Source organism: Draconibacterium mangrovi (assembly GCF_010586825.1).
Taxonomy (GTDB): domain Bacteria; phylum Bacteroidota; class Bacteroidia; order Bacteroidales; family Prolixibacteraceae; genus Draconibacterium; species Draconibacterium mangrovi.
This window is the reverse complement of the sequence record NZ_JAAAGB010000009.1, coordinates 81,671-99,967: the sequence shown is the minus strand read 5'-3', so window position 1 is coordinate 99,967 and position 18,297 is coordinate 81,671. Positions and strand designations below refer to the sequence as shown.

The 18,297-nt window shown below is 35.5% G+C and carries 11 protein-coding genes; all 11 read left to right on the top strand.

The window, feature by feature from the left end:
* The first annotated feature begins 23 nt into the window (after positions 1–23).
* The 11 genes from G4420_RS19065 (at position 24) to G4420_RS19015 (ending at position 18,241) form a co-directional block, all read left to right on the top strand.
* Positions 24–2,084: a glycoside hydrolase domain-containing protein gene (locus G4420_RS19065; protein WP_204273750.1), complete on the top strand. Its 2,061-nt coding sequence runs from the start codon at positions 24–26 to the stop codon at positions 2,082–2,084.
* Between the two features lie 63 nt (positions 2,085–2,147).
* Positions 2,148–3,458, top strand: coding sequence for a Gfo/Idh/MocA family protein (locus G4420_RS19060; protein WP_163325541.1), 1,311 nt, complete (start codon positions 2,148–2,150; stop codon positions 3,456–3,458).
* A 209-nt stretch (positions 3,459–3,667) separates the two neighbouring features.
* Entirely contained in the window at positions 3,668–4,369 is a 702-nt protein-coding gene (locus G4420_RS19055; protein WP_204273749.1) for a 3-keto-disaccharide hydrolase, read from the top strand.
* A 70-nt stretch (positions 4,370–4,439) separates the two neighbouring features.
* A complete protein-coding gene (locus G4420_RS19050; protein ID WP_163325540.1) occupies positions 4,440–5,729 on the top strand; it encodes a Gfo/Idh/MocA family protein in 1,290 nt (429 codons plus the stop codon).
* A 592-nt stretch (positions 5,730–6,321) separates the two neighbouring features.
* Entirely contained in the window at positions 6,322–8,457 is a 2,136-nt protein-coding gene (locus G4420_RS19045) for a DEAD/DEAH box helicase (protein ID WP_163325539.1), read from the top strand.
* On the top strand, positions 8,458–9,786 hold the full coding sequence (locus tag G4420_RS19040; RefSeq protein WP_163325538.1) for an ATP-binding protein: 1,329 nt from the start codon (positions 8,458–8,460) through the stop codon (positions 9,784–9,786). It abuts the gene before it with no gap.
* Between the two features lie 955 nt (positions 9,787–10,741).
* Positions 10,742–11,815 (top strand): ComEC/Rec2 family competence protein, encoded by a 1,074-nt coding sequence (locus G4420_RS19035; protein WP_163325537.1) that lies wholly within the window; start codon positions 10,742–10,744, stop codon positions 11,813–11,815.
* Positions 11,816–11,817: 2 nt separating this feature from the next.
* Complete coding sequence (locus G4420_RS19030) at positions 11,818–13,179, top strand: ABC-three component system protein (protein WP_163325536.1); 1,362 nt, start codon at positions 11,818–11,820, stop codon at positions 13,177–13,179.
* On the top strand, positions 13,169–13,702 hold the full coding sequence (locus G4420_RS19025; protein WP_163325535.1) for an ABC-three component system middle component 1: 534 nt from the start codon (positions 13,169–13,171) through the stop codon (positions 13,700–13,702). The genes G4420_RS19030 and G4420_RS19025 overlap by 11 nt, the downstream gene beginning before the upstream one ends.
* The gene (locus G4420_RS19020) at positions 13,692–16,847 is read left to right on the top strand and encodes an AAA family ATPase (protein ID WP_163325534.1); all 3,156 of its coding nucleotides are present in this window, start codon (positions 13,692–13,694) and stop codon (positions 16,845–16,847) included. Before G4420_RS19025 ends, G4420_RS19020 begins: the two co-directional genes overlap by 11 nt.
* A 98-nt stretch (positions 16,848–16,945) precedes the next feature.
* A complete protein-coding gene (locus G4420_RS19015) occupies positions 16,946–18,241 on the top strand; it encodes a patatin-like phospholipase family protein (protein ID WP_163325533.1) in 1,296 nt (431 codons plus the stop codon).
* Positions 18,242–18,297: the final 56 nt, after the last annotated feature.

The window sequence follows — 18,297 nt, the reverse complement described above, 5'->3', positions numbered from 1 at the left end:
TAGATTTTTGAAAGACATAGGATATGAGGCGGATCGCGTTTTTGCAAATGATGATTATCGGTATTTTGTTGGTTTCTTCTTGTTCTTCGGAAGAGACTAAACAGGATATTCCGAAAACGGATACTAAGGAATTAATCAATTCGGTAAATGTGTTTCTCGGAACATCCGGAGATCATGGGCAAATGTCGCCATCGGCCTCATATCCCTTCAGTATGCTGAGTATTGGGCCGGTTACTTCGCCACATACGCATACGGGTTACGAGTATTACGCCAAAAAGTACGAAGGATTTGTACATACACATCTCGAAGGTGTTGGGTGTACCGGCTCCGGTGGAAATATTCTGATAAAGCCAATTCTGGCCAGTAATATTCAAACCGAATTGATTAAACAAAAGCAACATGGAGAACCCGGGTACTACGAGGTTTTATTCGAAAACGGAATAAAATCGGAAATGACTGTAGCGCATAATTTTGGCCTTCATAAGTATCACTTTCCGCAAAATAATAACGGCTTGTTTGTTGATCTTTCTTATGCACTATCGGGACGTTTTGTAGATGAGGAGCATCACATTGCTGAAAACACAGTAAGTGGCTGGATTGATACTAAAACAACATGTAGCCGCGGAATTTACCGTATTTATTATTATCTGGAAATCCCGGAGTGCCAATCGATTGTTGAGGCCGGTGAGCATCAGCTTCTGATTGAAGGGAATAACACAAGTGACCTCCTGGTTTATGTTGGCTTCTCATCTGTAAATACCGATTATGCCAAAGAGCGAATTCAAAAAAACAGTTTTCAGCAGTTTCGCTTAAGTGCTGCTGCACAGTGGAACAGGCTTTTAACCCGGATTCAGGTAACAGGCGAGGAAGATCGGGTGGACTTGTTTTATTCGTTGCTATACAGAGGTTTGCAGGCTCCTTATCTTGTTTCGGAAGAAGACGGAACTTACAGGGCCATTGATGGCTCGGTACAACATACCGCTGACGCCATTTATAATGGTTGGGCCATTTGGGACAATTACCGCGAACAGCTTCCGATGCTTTCGTTGTTTTATCCAGATCAGTATGCTGATATCGCAAAATCCATTGCCAATTTGTACCCCTACGGAAAAGATAACTGGGCAACCAAACACGAACCATCGCCAACGGTTCGCACCGAACACGCAATGGTTGTTTTGTTAGATGCCTGGAAAAAAGGTTATGATGTTCCGCTAAATGAGATTAAAGAATATTTGCTTAAAGAAGCGGAGTCGCTGGATTACGGATCGCCCGATAAAGCTTTGGAATCGAGTTACGATTGCTGGGCACTTTCAGAAATTTTGAAAATTACGGGAGATGAAAAGCTCAGCGAAAAATACCGGCAAAAAGCCATGGAATATAAACAGTACTGGTTGAAAGACTTTGCAGATCTTACCAAAAACGATATTGACAGGATGCAGGCCAGGGGACTTTATCAGGGCACTATTTGGCAGTATCGCTGGTTTGTGCCTTTTGATGTGGAAGGGCTAAAGGAACTGGCAGGAGGGGAAGAGGCTTTCCTGAAGCAGCTCGACCGGTTTTTCGAAGAGAACAATTACAACCATGCCAATCAGCCCGATCTTCAGGTGCCGGGATTATACAACACAACAAAAGAACCCTGGAAATCACAAAAATTGTTTAGGGAATTGCTGCTCGATACCGTTGTTCAGTGCTACTTTAATAACAACAGTAAAGGAGTTGATCCGTATATTGGGCGCATTTACAAAAACCAACCTCGTGCCTATTTGCGCACCATGGACGATGATGCAGGTACAATGTCGTCGTGGTTCGTTTTGCGGAGTCTCGGTTTGTCGGCGGCTAATGTTGGCGAGCCGGTGTATTACTTAACTGCTCCTGTGTTTAAATCGGTGAAACTGGATTGGGAAAGCGGAAAAACATTTACAATCAGCGTTGAGAATTACAACAAAGATCATTTCTATATAAAAAGTGTTGAATTGAATGGCGAAACACTTAGCCGAAACTGGTTAACCCATCAGGAGATCGTGGCAGGGGGCGAGTTGGTTATCCGTACTTCGGATGTGCCCAATAAAAAATGGGGGATTTAAAAACGGTAGTTTAACTAGAAATAGTTAAACCGGAGCTATTCAGTTACCGAATAAAGTAATAAAATGACAGATAGAAGAGAGTTTATTAAACAGTCGGCAATTGCTGCTGCCGCTATTGGAGTTGCGCCAGGTATTTTAAATGCTTGTGCTTCGCCGGCAGAGCAGGTAAATGTGGCACTTATCGGTTGCCGTTCGATGGGTTTTAACAACCTGAAAAGCTTTTTACGAAAAGAGAACAATGTAGCTTGTGTGGCTCTTTGCGATGTTGACAGTAGAGTATTGGAGGAGAAAGCTGCCGAAGTTGAAAAGATGACGGGTAAACGGCCACTTACTTACGCCGATTTCAGAGATGTACTGGACAACAAAGATGTGCACGCGGTAATTATAGGTACACCCGATCATTGGCATGCCATAATGATGATGATGGCACTGGACGCGGGAAAACACGTGTATGTGGAAAAACCGATGGGGCACAGCATTGAAGAGTGTAATGCCATGGTGGCTGCCCAGGCAAAACACCCTGAACTTTATTGCCAGGTAGGCATGTGGCAACGCAGCTCGAGACATTGGTTTGAAGCGTCTGAGATTGTAAAGTCAGGAATGCTGGGTGAGGTTCACCTGGTAAAAGCCTGGATATACAAAGGTTACGATACGGCGTATCCGGTAATGGAAGATTCTGCAGCACCGGATTATGTCGATTACGACATGTGGTTGGGCCCCGCACCAGAACGTCCGTTTAATATGAATCGTTTTCATTACAACTTTCGCTGGTGGTGGGATTATGCCGGCGGCGCAATGACTGATTGGGGCGTTCACCTGCTCGATTTCGCCTTGTATGCCATGGATGCCGGTATGCCCGAATCAATTTCTCCGGGTGGCGGTATTTTTTATCACAAACCGGGAGCCATTGAAACGCCTGATATTCAGCAGGCCATTTATCAATACCCAAAACATACCATGATTTGGGAGTGTGGCTTGAATCCGGGAATAGGGCCGTACCAAAAAGCACACGGTATTGCTTTTGTTGGGCAAAAAGGAACTTTGGTTGTTACACGAAGTGGCTACGAAATTTTACCCGACCGCAGTAACGAATTGAAAGGACCATTTTTTGAAGCTAAGGCCCAGAAGAATTATGGCGATGGTTTGGATGAGCATGTTCAAAACCTGTTGTCATGTATTCGAAAAGGCGGCACCTTAAATGCTTCGGTTGAAGTTGGCGCAAAAACGGCTATCGTTTCCGAGATGGGAAATATGGCTTATCGTGTTGGGCAACGTATTCACTGGAATAATGATACGATGTTGTTTAACGAGGCCGCTGCAAACGATCTTATTAAACTCAATTACAATAAAAACTGGCAATTGCCAAAAGTTTGATGAATAATGTTGATATTTAAGTCTCTTGTTTAGCTAAAAATTTATATAAAAGATATAGCTAAATAAATAAACAGGTTGTCGGATTATTTGTAACGATACATAAAGATCGATGCCTGATAAAACTTAAATGCAAATAAAGAATGAAAAGAGTCCCATTAAATAGGAGTATGTTTAATTTAAATAATTTATGAATTATCAATCTTGATAATATGAAACAGTCAATTTTATTTGTTGCAGCCATATTGGTAACTGCATTTTTAGGAAATGCACAAGAACTAAATACTTTAACTGAAGCCGAAAAAAAGGCTGGTTGGGAATTACTTTTTAACGGACATGATCTTGATGGTTGGAAAATTTTCCAGGGTGGAGAAGTAAAAGGATGGAAAGTAATTGATGGCATTCTTTATAACTCTGGTGTTGGTAGCGATCATGGAGGAGACATTATTACTAAAAAGAAGTATAGAGACTTTGAGTTATATCTTGAATGGAAAATCGCACCGCAAAGCAATAGCGGTGTTTTTTACCGTGTGCAGGAGGGTGTTGCTGATAAAATTTATGAATCAGGACCTGAATATCAGTTATTAGATGACAACGGCTGGCCAACAAAACTTAGCGACAGTCAATATAGTGGATCGAATTATGCTATGCAAAAACCAATTGGTGCAGCAATAAAGCCAATTGACGAGTGGAATGCAACACGCATTATCGTTAACGGATCCAAAGTAGAACACTATTTGAACGGAAAAAGGGTGGTAGAATATGAACTTTGGACCGAAGAATGGAAAGAACGTAAAAACAAATGTAAATGGAAAGATGCACCGTACTACGGTATCGCTAAGAAAGGGCATATCGGGTTACAGGATCATGGTGGCCTTACACAATTTAGAAATTTGAAGATTCGAAAACTATAATATTACAGATTCGGGTAAAGGAGAACAATCCTTTATTTCTTTGTCAATGCTCAATGATAAAATATATTAAATGAAAAGAAGAGATTTTCTGAAAAATTCAGTAGCATTTGCTTCCATAACTATGCTCCCATCATCAGTATGGGCATTAACAAAAAATGGGAAATTGCGAACTGCACATATAGGAGTTGGAGGAATGGGGCTTTCCGATTTGAGATCAATAGCTTCGCACCCGATGGTTGAGGTTACCGCACTTTGCGATGTCGATTCCATTTGTCTGGCAGAAGCTAATAAGTTATACCCCAAGGCAAAAATTTTTATTGATTACCGGGTACTTTTTGATAATATTGGGAAAGATATTGATGCCGTAATAGTGTCAACTCCCGACCATACCCATGCACCGGCATCTATGTTGGCCATGCAAATGGGTAAACCGGTATATTGCCAGAAACCGCTCACTCATCATGTGTCTGAAGCACGAGCGATGCGTAAATATGCCGAAGAGAATAACCTTATTACCCAAATGGGTATTCAGTGTCACTCAAGCGATATGTACCGAAAAGCTGTGGCCTTAATTCAGCAAGGAATTATCGGCAAAGTAAATACGGTTCGTGCATGGTCTCCAAAAAATTGGGGATACGATGGAAAAGCTCCTGTAGGAAGTGATCCTGTTCCTGAAACATTGAATTGGAACCTGTGGTTGGGGACTTCGCCAGAACGCCCCTATAAAGAAGGGTTTTATCATCCTGGAAACTGGCGAAAGTTGTTGGACTACGGTTGCGGAACTTTAGGTGATATGGGAGTGCATATTTTTGATACGCCTTATACTGCACTTAATTTGGATGTGCCAAAAACCATTATGACGGAATGTCGAAACCCTACTGGCTTCGGTCATCCTGAACGCAATGTGGTGACTTACGAATTCCAGGGAACACAATATACAACTGATAAATTTAAATGGATTTGGTCCGATGGTCCGGGAGCTCCCATGGAACATGCCGATTTGAAATTGCCGGATAATGAGAAACTTCCTGATCAGGGAGCTATGTTTATTGGTGATAAAGGAAACCTCCTTCTTCCACACTGGGATTATCCAAAATTAATTGTAGACGGAAAGTATGAATCCATTAGTTTTCTTGAAATAGATAAAGCCGACCACTACCATCAGTTTGTCGACACATGTTTGGGTAAAGATGAGTGCAGTGCTTCGTTTACATATGCAGCACGCCTTACAGAGTCAATTCTATTGGGTGTAATTGCAAATCGTTTCCCGAAGAAATTATTACACTGGGATATTGCTTCGGCGAGGTTTGTGGAACAGGAAGCTAATAGTTTACTTGATTTTGAATACCGAAAGTTTTAGGTTAATAGGTAGTTTTAGTTTCTGAAGAGGCTGTCCAATAACTTAAACTGAGACAGCCTGTGTTTTAGTTCTTAATAGTTTCTCAGGTTTAAGGAATCTGGCAAAATGAAAGATTCACATATAAGCCTTTTAGAAAGCAAGTACTATAAGTAAAAATTGGATATGGTAATTGGATGATCCTACATGGGGCTGAATCACATTTTTAATTCATTAATTATCCACTAAATAGGATCGTATTTTGAAAAATACTCCCGAATTTCCCACCTGGAGATAGGGAATAATTGTGAATTTTACCTTTGTGTGAAAACGAAAAATGCCCGCTATCCATTGATAACAGGCATTTTTATGAATTTTACTATTCTAAATAGTGGGCCCACCTGGGGCAGTATCGAACAATTTAGCTGAAGATTATGAGGCAGTATTGAAGTTTATGAGTGTTGAAAATCAGAAAAGGAAACTCAGGTTATAAGTGATTTAAATACTAGGTTAATTCTTCTGACTGTTAATACACAATAATTCACGCCAGTTCTACTTACTGATAGTCAGAATTAGAGACGAATATAATTGCTGTGGGAATATTTATATTTGTAATATGGTTGCAGAAAATAATATAGACCTATACAAATCACTATTCCGAGGAAGGACAGACATATATGCAGTTCGTTGGGAAAAGGATGGACGGAGTGGTTATATACCAGCATATAAAGTTGATTGGACGGATTATAATCGACACAAAGCTCAGGGAGGAACTTTTAAAAATTACAAAAACAAAGAGTATTTACCATTCGATAATTCTGCAATAGAATCGCACTTTTCAGGGAAGGAAACCTGTGGTATTTACCCCTTACTCGAAGACAATACTTCGTTTTTTATTGTAGTTGATTTTGATAAACAAAATTGGAAAGAAACAATTTTAAAACTATACGATACTTGCTCAATCTTTAAAATTCCATCTTATATAGAACGTTCACGTTCCGGATATGGAGGTCACTTGTGGGTATTCTTCGAATATGCTTTTCCGGCAGAACAAAGCCGAAAAATCATGTTTGAGTTGCTGCGACACGCAAATATTATTTCGCATTTTGAAAAAGAACCAAGTTTCGACAGGTTATTTCCGAATCAGGATTATCATTCGGGCAAAGGAATGGGAAACCTAATTGCACTTCCTTTCCAAGGGAATTCATTGGCAAATGGGAATTCTTGTTTCATAAACCCTAAAGATTTTAAACCAATTGAGAATCAATGGGAATTTTTAGAATCAATTAAAAAGGTTTCTATTTCGGAACTAAAAACTCTTTACGAAAAATTATTTGATTCTCGACCTAATGATGTTTTTATATCCTCCCCAGAGTCTGACAAACCGTATGAACTGGGAATCGTTATAAGTAATCAGATTTACCTTAAAAGGGCTCAGTTAAGTCAAAAACTAATCGTTTTTCTGAGAGAACAATTAAATTTTTACAACTCTGATTATTTAGCCAAGAAGAATCTTGGGAAGAGTGTTTTTAATACCGAAAAGTTCTTTAAGTTAATTGAGGAATCAGAGAATGAAGTAATGATTCCACGAGGTTTTTCAGCATCATTGGTTCAGTTCTGCGCCAAAGAAAAGATTCCTTTCAAAATAATTGATAACCGTGAAAAAAAAGATCCCATTGATTTTGAATCGGAGATTATGTTACAGGACCATCAAGAGATTGCACTAGAAAAAATACGTGAAAAAGATTTTGGAGTAATTGTCTCACCACCCGGTTCAGGTAAAACAGTAATCGGACTCGAAATAATTGCGGAAAAACGACAACCTGCTCTAATCATCGTTCATAGGAAACAGTTGTTTGACCAATGGCTTGAACGTATTCAGGATTTCCTAAAAATTCCGAAGAAAGAAATAGGACAATTTGGAAATCAAAAGAAAAAGATTGGCAAACAGATTACGATTGCTATGATTCAATCTTTATCGAGATTAGATGACTATAGCGAAATTTCAAATGCTTTTGGAACAATAATCATTGATGAATGCCATCATATTCCTGCAAAATCATTTCGTGAAGCAATTGTCAATTTTAATGCATTCTATTTGTATGGTTTAACTGCAACACCCAAAAGAAAAAACAACGACCAGAAACTAATTTTCGTTTATATCGGAAATATTCTTCATCAAGTTAACCAACAGCAGTTTTTAGCGGAAAGGAATATTCAAACTGAAATCAACATCAAGGAAACAGAGCTTTTCGCACCATTCGATTACAAAATTGACAAATACGAAACTATTTCGAGGATCTTGGTTCATGACACCCAAAGAAATTCGCTGATTCTTCATGACATTGAAAATAATGCCAACAGATTTAAAACAATTCTGATATTGTCAGAGCGAAAATCACATGTCAATATTTTAAATCTATACTTGAAAGATAAATATGAAACAATAACGATACATGGAGATGATTCGGAAAGTGCCAGAAAGAGTAAAATTGAACAAATAAAACAGGGACATTTCAAAATTGTAGTTTCTACAGGTCAATACTTTGGAGAAGGTATCGATATTAGTAACCTGGAGTGCTTATTTATTGTTTATCCATTTGCTTTCGAAGGAAAATTAATTCAATACATTGGACGGATTCAACGTTCAAAAAATCCACCGGTAATTTTTGATTACAGGGATTCAAAAATTGATTACTTTGAGAAAATGTTCAAACAACGGAAACGATATTATAACAAACTACTAAAATAGATGCCAGAAAGTCAAAATATAGAATGGAAAGAAGGTTGGAGGGATGAATATCTTAAATGGATTTGCGGTTTTGCCAATGCCAAAGGAGGAAAGATATTCATTGGTAAAAATGACAATGGAGAAATTGTCGGGGTTGCAAAGGCAAAACGATTAATGGAAGATATTCCCAACAAAATTCAAACACAACTTGGAATAATATGCGACGTCGATTTAAAAGAGGAAGACGGAAAAGATTATATTGAGATTGATGTAAAACCATACGATGTACTCATCTCATACCAAGGAAAATATCATTACAGAAGCGGAAGCACTAAACAAGAACTTAAAGGAAATGCTCTAAATAATTTTCTGCTTAAGAAAGCAGGTAAAACGTGGGATGATGTTGTTGAGCCACGTGCTAACTTTGAGGATATTGACCTTTCAGCAATTCATGCCTTTAAAAAAGGAGCTACTACAAGTAAAAGATTGCCTTTTATTGCTGAGGAAGAAAATCTTGAGCAAATACTTGACAACCTTTTACTGCTGGAAGATGATAAGTTAAAACGCTCTGCAATACTTTTGTTTGGTAAAAATCCATGTAGATTTTTCATTAACGCTTTTGTAAAAATTGGCAGGTTTGGGCAAACCGATGATGACCTACGTTTTCAGGAAATAATTGAAGGAAATGCTTTTCAACTGGCTGATAAAGTTCTGGAAGTTCTTGATCGAAAGTTTTTTGTTTCTCCAATTTCTTACAAAGGGTTACAGCGCGTAGAAAGTTGGGAATATCCTTATGAAGCGATTCGTGAGGTTATTTTGAATGCAATCGTACATCGGGACTACATGGGTGCACCAATTCAAATAAGTGTTTACGACGATAAACTCATTGTTTGGAATGAAGGCTCATTGCCCGAGGATTTGACCTTTGAGGATTTGAAAAAGAAACATTCATCTCGTCCTCATAATCCAATTCTTGCAAGTACATTTTTTAAAGGCGGACTAATTGAAGCATGGGGACGTGGAACAATAAAAATCATAAACGAATGTAAGAAGGCAGGACTCCCTGAGCCAATAATTGAGTATGCTTCAGGTGGAATTAGTGTAACAATTTTAAAGAATCAGTTTAACGAAAAAAGTTTAATTGAAATAGGATTAAGTACAAGGCAAATAAAGGCTGTAGAATATCTAAAAGAAAATAAAAGCATAACAAATAAAATTTACCAGGAGATTTGCAAAGTATCAAAAGCAACTGCAACACGGGACTTGACAGAATTAATTGAAAAATTCAAGCTATTAGAAAGGTCAGGAGAAGTTGGAGCAGGAACGTCTTATAAATTGATTGGCTCATAATTGGCTCAATTGGCTCATAATTGACTCAACTGGCTCATAAATGATTCAATATGGACTCAAAAAGAATCGCGGCATAATTGTCAAAATTCAATTTTGAATACCTCGGAGAAGACGGATCACCCATAAAATATTTGATAAAACATGAATATATCCGATAAATTATTGGAGATTAGGTGAAAGTTGAAAATGTATATGAAAAAGTCGTTAAAAAAACAAAAGGGTAATGAAGACAAATCATACCCTTTTGAAGACAAGTGGGCCCACCTGGGGCAGTATCGAATTTTTTCTTCAAAGATTATGAGGCGGTGTTGACATTTATGAGTGCTGAAACACAGAAAATTAAGCTCAAATTATAGCTTTAGTTTTTCCCCAAAGAGTTTTGGTATTGTGTCCGTAACTGAGAGACCCTACTGCTATCTGCTATAGAATCCCCGCTTCTTTTTCACAAGACTGAGTGGACAAAAGTAGTAAAAACCTTTTGGGAATTTTCATAATGCCCTGATGTCATTATGGACAGATGAACTTAACTCTTGGAATCACTTTTCCTATACTCATACAATGTATACCTTAGGTGTTAATAATTATATAATCCCCCGTTTATTTTAAGACATAGATTTAATGATTACTAGCCTATAGCAGGTTTCTTTTGCAAGAGATAGCAATTAAAATAGAAAGGAATAACCAGTGTATCTTTTAATCCCGTTACTGCTTTTAATAAAAAAAATCAGATTTTTCAATATGCAATTACAATCATATTAATTTCTATTTTAACTTTATGGGTGATTAGTAACCCAATATGCAAGTATTTTAACAATCAATATATTTCAACATAGTTGTAGGATTCAATATAAGCCTTAAAAGCAATTTATATTGAAGAATAGGATGAATACAATTGTACTTGTCTTTGGTGAACTTACAGTAGAGGTTAATAAAACTAGATTTAACAGATTTATTTATGAAAATAAAATTCCTACAAGCCTTTAACGGTGATGCTATTCTTATCACTATTAAAGATGAAACAATTAATAGAAATGTTTTAATTGATGGAGGTCATGGTAATACCTATTCTCAAAAGAGCAGAGGAAGAATTAAATACAACGACCTGTTTCAAGAACTCAAACTTATAAAAGAGAATGGTGAACGTATTGATTTATTAATTCTTACTCATGTTGATGATGATCATATTGGTGGAATTTTAAAGTGGATTGAAACCGACAAGGATGCTCTTGATCTGGTCCGAAAAGTATGGTTCAATTCTGGACGCACTATAAAAAAACTGTTTGAAACCGATTGCGATATTGAATACGATAATTCGATTGAACTGAACAGGAGTTCAAGTACTGACACAAGTATTGCTCAGGGAGTTAAATTCGAGGATTTTCTAAAAAGTCAACCTGGCATTTGGGACGAGAAGATTATTAAAACAGGAGATGAAATATCAATTTATGGCTTAGATTTTAAAATTTTATCTCCAGATGAGGACAGACTAAAAGATTTACTTGGAAAATGGACTAAAGAAGAACCAGATTCATTGGATACGTCTGGACACAAAGATGATTACAAAAAAACTTTAGCCCAACACATTCAGGATGATACTTTTGAAGAAGACACCTCTAAACACAATGGAAGTTCTATAAGCTTTATTCTCTCATTCGATGGTAAAAACTATCTCTTCTTAGCAGATTCGTTTCCAAATGTTGTTGTTTCCAGTATGAAAGCATTGGGTTGTTCAGAACACGATCCTCTAAAATGTGAATTTGTAAAAGTTGCTCATCATGGCAGTAAAGCAAATAATAATAATGAATTACTCAGGCTAATAGACTCAAATAAATATGTTATTTCAACCAATGGAGCTAAACATTCTCATCCAAATAAACAGTTTTTAGCCAGACTGATAAATCAAAAAAATGATTGTGAAATATATTTTAACTATCCAGATCTCGCCAAAGCGATTTTCTCATTACAAGACAAAAGCGATTTTCCTGACTTCAGAATCTATGAAACCTCTCAATTGAAAACGACTATTTAATCATGAACATAGATGCTGCAAGAAAACATTGTGCAATAGTTAATGGCGGATCTGGGTGTATTTTACAACCAATGACTAATGAATATCTTTATATTCTTACCGCTAAGCATAATATCGATAAGAATGGGGGGCAGATTGATGATGTTATTTACTTTGAATTCAATGGCAATGGTTGGGTTTCTAAAAAAATAACAATTGAAAGTACTACTCTGGGAGTAAATTACTTCATACATGATAATAGTGATATAGATGTTGCATTGATTAAAGTTGACTATATCGAAGGATTTGATAAGATATATCGTTTTGACAGACTAACTGACGTTAAAAACGATTTTCACTTACTAGGTTATCCAGAAATAAGAAGAAACGAGAATCCTGATAAAAATAGTGAGTGGTTTAGAAGAAATGATCACATACAAATATTTGACCCGAGGGAAAATTTGCAATTCGAAGCAGGAATACCTGGAAATCCAATTATTGAGGAAGTAAGAGGAGATTCTGGTGGCTGTATATTGAAAATCATTAATGGTCAGTTGTTCATTTCTGGTATTCAAAACAGAATGGCTAGTGCTAGTGAACAACTGGGGAAAATTAGATTTACATTGCTTTCGGCATTTGATGAAATAATTGAAAAGCATCCTGATTTACTCGCACCTATTCTCCCATATCATTTAAAATCTTTCTCTTTCTTAAAAGATGAGGCTTTTAATTTAAGAGCTGGTTTTTATGAGGAAGACATACTCTTTGTCAAAAACTTTCTTAGAGACAAGACAGAGCTTGTTGTTAAAAGCTCAATTACTCCCTTGTGCATTAAGAACCTTTTTAAATCTCGATTGCTACTATTCAAACAGAAAGATGAGGTTCTTCATTCAAAACATATATGGATAATCTGGCTAGAATTTCTCACTATTCTTAACATTTTAAAGAATAAAGAAATTCCAGAAAGTGATTTAGATGATATTTTCAATGATATAAGATTAGTTTACACCGATTATCAAGGAGATTGGTCTGATGAATTAACCAATTTGGTATATTCAGATTTTAAAGGTCTTAGAAAAGATGGATTAGTAGTTGTTGGAATCTCAACACCGCCTGATGATGGAGAAACATACATATTAGAGAAAAACATACCTCATATAGCCAGTGCAATTAAAACTAGAAAAAGAGAGCTTAAGAGAAACTTACTACAAATTGATGATGGTATAAATTTTCCTTTAGAGGATTATACATTTATTCACATCGAATATTTTAAAAAGAAAGCCATAGTCAGTAAACACGCAGAGTATTCAGATATTCTTGAAGATGATGTTTTATTAGAAAAATTGAAAAACGAATATAAAATCCTTATTGATCATGAACAGTGATATTGTTGATATTTTACAGAAATCTTTCCCTAATTCAAAATTTGAAATACTTCAGGAAAAATTTGGTGGAGATATCTATAGCTTCTTTATTTTGAGTGATCATGAAGAAGAGGTAGAAAAAAACTGGGAAAATATTAGGAACAAGGTTGGTGTATATTTCCAATCCAAGTTACATTCAGAATTTGAAATTTGGAATCTTTATCTATTTTTTATTACCCCTGAGTCAGTCAATAAAGATTTAAAACACAAAATCGAGCACGATACGGTTTCTAGCCGAAAAATTGTTATTGATAATTACCAAGATGAATTAAATAATGACAGACAAAAAGAGCTATTCAAAAAGCATATAGCATTTGATAATATTATCGAAGAGGTTAAGGATGATATAAAGGGAATTGAAAAAAATTCAATCATTTATGATGCTCTAAATAAGATTCAGGCTCCCTCAAAAAAAATGGAGCAATCTGAATATATGGGTTTGGTACTTAAAGAAATTGAAAAGTCACTGAAAAATGAAATTTAAGAAAGTAGAAATACAGGCATTTAGAGCATATCAAAGTGTTGAAGATGGCACGTTTGACTTTGAAATAGAAGATGCTAAAGAAAAAGATACAGCAGATTTCGTTTCAATTTATGCTCCCAACGGTTTTGGGAAAACTTCGTTTTATGATGCAGTGGAGTACGGTATAACAAACAGTATTGACCGTTTTTTGAAGAGTCCTCAACCAAAAGATATAGCTACGAACGAACGTAAACTATATAAAAACAAACGCGGACAATGGATTTTAAGAAACAGATATGTGGAAGATGAAAGCATTGCTTCTGAAGTTCGTTTGTACACAACACAACGTTCAAATCCTATTACTCGAAAAGTTCCTTCAAATAGAAGAAGTAACAGTACTGATTTTCATTTTGACAGGAGTAAGATTAAAAATGAATATTTTCAGACGGTTATTCTGTCTCAAGAATGGATAGACGCTTTTCTTAAAGTCGATGATCCCAAGGATCGATATGAGAAGTTTATGAGTTATTTTGGAGATACAGAAACAGCTGAATATTATAAAAAAGTCGTTAATCTTATTTTACAATGTGAAGGTAAAATCAAAGAGTTAAAGATAAAGCTACGAAGCAAACAATTGGAACTTAATTTTGAAGGAGACAAGGAGATATTGAAAAAGGTAAATGAAAAAATTAAGGAACTCAATGACTCTGGAGAGAAGCTAAAAACAATTGATGAATTTTATACAATTGATGAATCCGTAAGTCTGGCAAACACTTTAACAGAAAGAATCAATGTCCTAAACTCCGAGAAAGTAGATAAGGAAAACGTTATTCAATTTTTAAATGAAGTATTTGCAGGAGGAGATTCAATAAAAAGTATTGAAATCTACTACGATTCAAGGGATCAAAGAACAAAGCTTGATAAAAGAAATGAAGAGCTTAATGCTAAGCTTAAAAAGTTTAGGCAAAAAGAAAACCTGAATGCAGAAAGAGCAAATCTGAATGAAAAACAGCAAGAGCTTTTCAGAAAAGAGGAACATTTGAATGAACTAATAAAAATGTTCCCCTTCTATGAGAAAGTTTCAACTGAGATTAAAGAAAATGAATCAGAAATATTAATAGGAAACGATAGGAAAATAGAAACTGACAGAAAAATAAAAGCTCTACAGTTAAAGGAAGCAAAGACGAAAACCGAATTAAACCAAGCACAAACGCAGTTAAAGTCTCAACGTGAGCATTTGGAGAAAATAGAAAACCTACAGTCCAAGACTACAAAAGATAATGTGAAGTATATAAAAGTAGTACGGGATATAAATGAACTTAAAAAGAAAATAGAAATACAATTCAAGGAGAAACAATTTGTCGATCTCAAAACTGCAAATTATGAACGATCTTTAGAAGATTTAAGTATTAATAAATATCCTTCACCTTACGAAGAAGACTTTATTGACTATAAAGAAGCGTTACAAGACATTGAAAGACTTCAAAAGTCAATAAAAGAAAAAGATGATGAATTAAAGCTTCTCAAACTAAAAATAAAAGAGCAACAAGAATTGGCAAAGGATATCGAAGCTTTTATTGCTAAGGGGGCAGAAATTGCAGATAAGTCCCAAAGCTCAACTTGCCCTCTATGCAGTCAGGTATATGGTTCTTTTTATGAGCTGTCTGAAAAAATCTCGAATAATAAATTCCTTTCTAAAGAGCTATCTGATTTATTAAAATCCAGAAGTGAAATCGAAACAAAAGTTAGCAAACAACGTCAGCTTTCTAAAGTCAAAACTGACTCATTAAGAAAGGCTATCCAAAAGATTATTTCAGATAAAAAAGAGTCTCTTGCATCTATGCATGAAGAAATGGATACAAGTAAAAACTTATTGAAAACCTTAGAAGAGGATAGCAAAATTCTACAAGGAGAAATCGATGAACTGAAAAACTTATTAAACGGTTTGTCTTTTGACGAGTACAGAAAGAATGCAGTTGATAACCTTAGAGCTTTTGAAACTAAAATTAAAGAGCTCAATAATGCTTTAAATAAGACACAATCTGATTTAAAACAATTGTTATCAGACGATGAAAATATAGCAAGAAAAGCAGATGTGTTAAGAAGAACAATTGAAGAGCTTAAAAAAGATAAAAATTACAAAGCGATAATTAGTTTCTTCAATGTTGAATTTCCGGATCAAGAAACTACCACTGAAAAGCTTTCAGAGAAAATAGCTACTATTTCAAAGGAATTACAAAGTATTTCCACAACTAAAAAGGAGATTTATAACAAACAAAAAGAGCTGGATGAGACTCTAAAAGATACGACAGAAGAGTTGGTGCAAAAGGAACTTAAAGAAGCAGAACTCAAACTTGAAGAACTACAGAAAATTATTATCTCATTTGAGCGGAAGTTAGAAACCCAATTCGGTTTTGTCGTAAATGAACAGGATAAGCAGAAGCTAACAGACCAACTAGAAAACATTAAGGATAAAGAGCTTAAAATAATTGAATCTTTAAAGCAAAAGATTCTCAATCTCAATTTACTTAAAGAGTTAAAAAAGGACGTTGAACCTTTTTTAGAATATCAGGAAGCCAAAAAAGAAGAAGCGGAATTACTAAAAGAAAAAAGATTTCTTGAAAAGAAGGTTAAACCATTATTAGAACAAGAAAAGGGAAAAGTTTCTTCTTATTTGGACAACCAAGTTCGTTCGTTCTTTTATGAAGATTTAATCAATGATTTATATAAAAGGATTGACCCTCATCCCGATTATAAAACAATAAAGTTTGTTTGTGATTTTAAAGAAAATAAACCAAAACTAAATGTTTGTCTTTATAGAAATGACAGTGAAGATGCTCCAATAATTCCTAATTTATATTTTAGTACAGCACAGCTCAACATTTTAAGTCTTAGTATTTTCTTAGCTAAAGCGTTAAATGCAAAAGACGATAAAGAAAGTCCTATTAATTGCATATTCATTGACGACCCAATTCAATCAATGGATAGTATTAATATCCTTTCAACGATTGACTTGTTTAGAAGTATTGTGGTAAATCAGGAAAAGCAAATCATCCTATCAACACATGATGAGAACTTTCACAATCTACTCAAAAAGAAAATGCCCTCTGGTCTTTTTAAATCGAAGTTTATGGAGTTGGAGACTTTTGGAAAGGTAAAGAAATAAATTCTGAGATAAGTTCAACGTAAAATGAAGTCTCTTTTATTGCAATCCGATTAAGTGATATTAGAGCAATAAATAAAGATTCCGCAAATTTATAAAATATGGAAAGTAACAGCAATGACTCAAAATTAGGCTTGGCCCTTTCCGGTGGTGGCTACAGGGCTGCGACATATCACATTGGGACTTTTCGTGCATTAAAAAAGTTAGAACTACTTGAGAAGATAGATGTGATTTCGACGAATTCTGGAGGTTCTATTACAGGGGCTTGCTATGCACTTTATGGTGAGAAATTTGAAGAGGTAATCCTAAAAGGAGTGAAAAAAGGAATAATAAGAAGAGTAATTATAGCTCCTCGATTTCTATTAGGCATCTTCATAATTCTGGTTCCTATTGTTAATGCTGTATTCCCGTTCTTCAATACTCCAGGCTGGTTGAATCTTGCTATCGTTGCCCTAATGATTTTGATACTTGCATATGCTCAGTTTTATATTCTTCCATTGAGTTCAATCATTGAACGGATCTATAACAGGATATTTTTTAAGGGAAAGAAGTTAAAAGATTTTACTGACAGATGGAAAACAGTGTTGAATTCTACTAATATGGAAACAACGCGGTTGTTTACCTTCGAGAGGACAAGAATGACAGACTCTTTTTACAATGATCATGAGAAGAATAATTTTGTAAAACTGAAAAACGACGAGTTTCCTGTTGCAAAAGCAGTAATGGCTTCAACATGCGTTCCTTTTGCATTTACTCCAGTACGAATCCCTTCAAAGTATTTTGCAAACCCAGAGGATGCTCAAAAGATTAATCCGAGACTTGTCGATGGCGGTGTGTATGATAATCAAGGGATACATAAACTAACGCAATCGAATAGTTCATGTTATTGCAATAATGTAATTGTTAGTGATGCCGGCCAAGGATTTCCATTTAAAAGGAACTATAGAAACTTAATATCTCTTCTTATTCATACAAGTGACGTTTTTATGGAAAGGATAAAAAAGTTGCAAATGATGAACAGCCTTTATCGAGGAAGGGATAATAATTCAATTGTAGCCTACCAGTCGTTAAGTTTTGACGTTGAAAGCTCTATCCCCGAATTCGTTCGCATGCTTAAAGATGGCAACATTGCTATACCCGTAATTGAAGCTCACGAAATTTCGAATGAAGATATAGAAGCCGGAAATTGGAATAAAATCAAAACTCAACTAGAAAGCAATATTGGTTATGAAGATATCTTATCAAAAGCTTGTACTCAACAGGAACTATCTAAAGCACGAGGAATTGGTACAAGTTTGTCAAAGTTAAAGAATTGGGAAATTGAGTATCTGATTAAGCATGCTGAAGCAATTACTGAATTAAACGTAAAGTTGTTTTTGCCTCACATTTTATCGTGAATTGATATAGTATAAAAAAGATGATAGCCTTAATTGAAGCTAATGTAGAGTAATTT

Excerpts from the sequence above, each read along its gene's own strand:
- G4420_RS19020 (WP_163325534.1), top strand. The coding sequence starts at position 13,692 with ATGAAATTTAAGAAAGTAGAAATACAGGCATTTAGAGCATATCAAAGT.
- G4420_RS19025 (WP_163325535.1), top strand. The coding sequence starts at position 13,169 with ATGAACAGTGATATTGTTGATATTTTACAGAAATCTTTCCCTAATTCA.
- G4420_RS19065 (WP_204273750.1), top strand. The coding sequence starts at position 24 with ATGAGGCGGATCGCGTTTTTGCAAATGATGATTATCGGTATTTTGTTG.
- G4420_RS19050 (WP_163325540.1), top strand. The coding sequence starts at position 4,440 with ATGAAAAGAAGAGATTTTCTGAAAAATTCAGTAGCATTTGCTTCCATA.
- G4420_RS19030 (WP_163325536.1), top strand. The coding sequence starts at position 11,818 with ATGAACATAGATGCTGCAAGAAAACATTGTGCAATAGTTAATGGCGGA.
- G4420_RS19035 (WP_163325537.1), top strand. The coding sequence starts at position 10,742 with ATGAAAATAAAATTCCTACAAGCCTTTAACGGTGATGCTATTCTTATC.
- G4420_RS19015 (WP_163325533.1), top strand. The coding sequence starts at position 16,946 with ATGGAAAGTAACAGCAATGACTCAAAATTAGGCTTGGCCCTTTCCGGT.
- G4420_RS19040 (WP_163325538.1), top strand. The coding sequence starts at position 8,458 with ATGCCAGAAAGTCAAAATATAGAATGGAAAGAAGGTTGGAGGGATGAA.
- G4420_RS19055 (WP_204273749.1), top strand. The coding sequence starts at position 3,668 with ATGAAACAGTCAATTTTATTTGTTGCAGCCATATTGGTAACTGCATTT.
- G4420_RS19060 (WP_163325541.1), top strand. The coding sequence starts at position 2,148 with ATGACAGATAGAAGAGAGTTTATTAAACAGTCGGCAATTGCTGCTGCC.
- G4420_RS19045 (WP_163325539.1), top strand. The coding sequence starts at position 6,322 with ATGGTTGCAGAAAATAATATAGACCTATACAAATCACTATTCCGAGGA.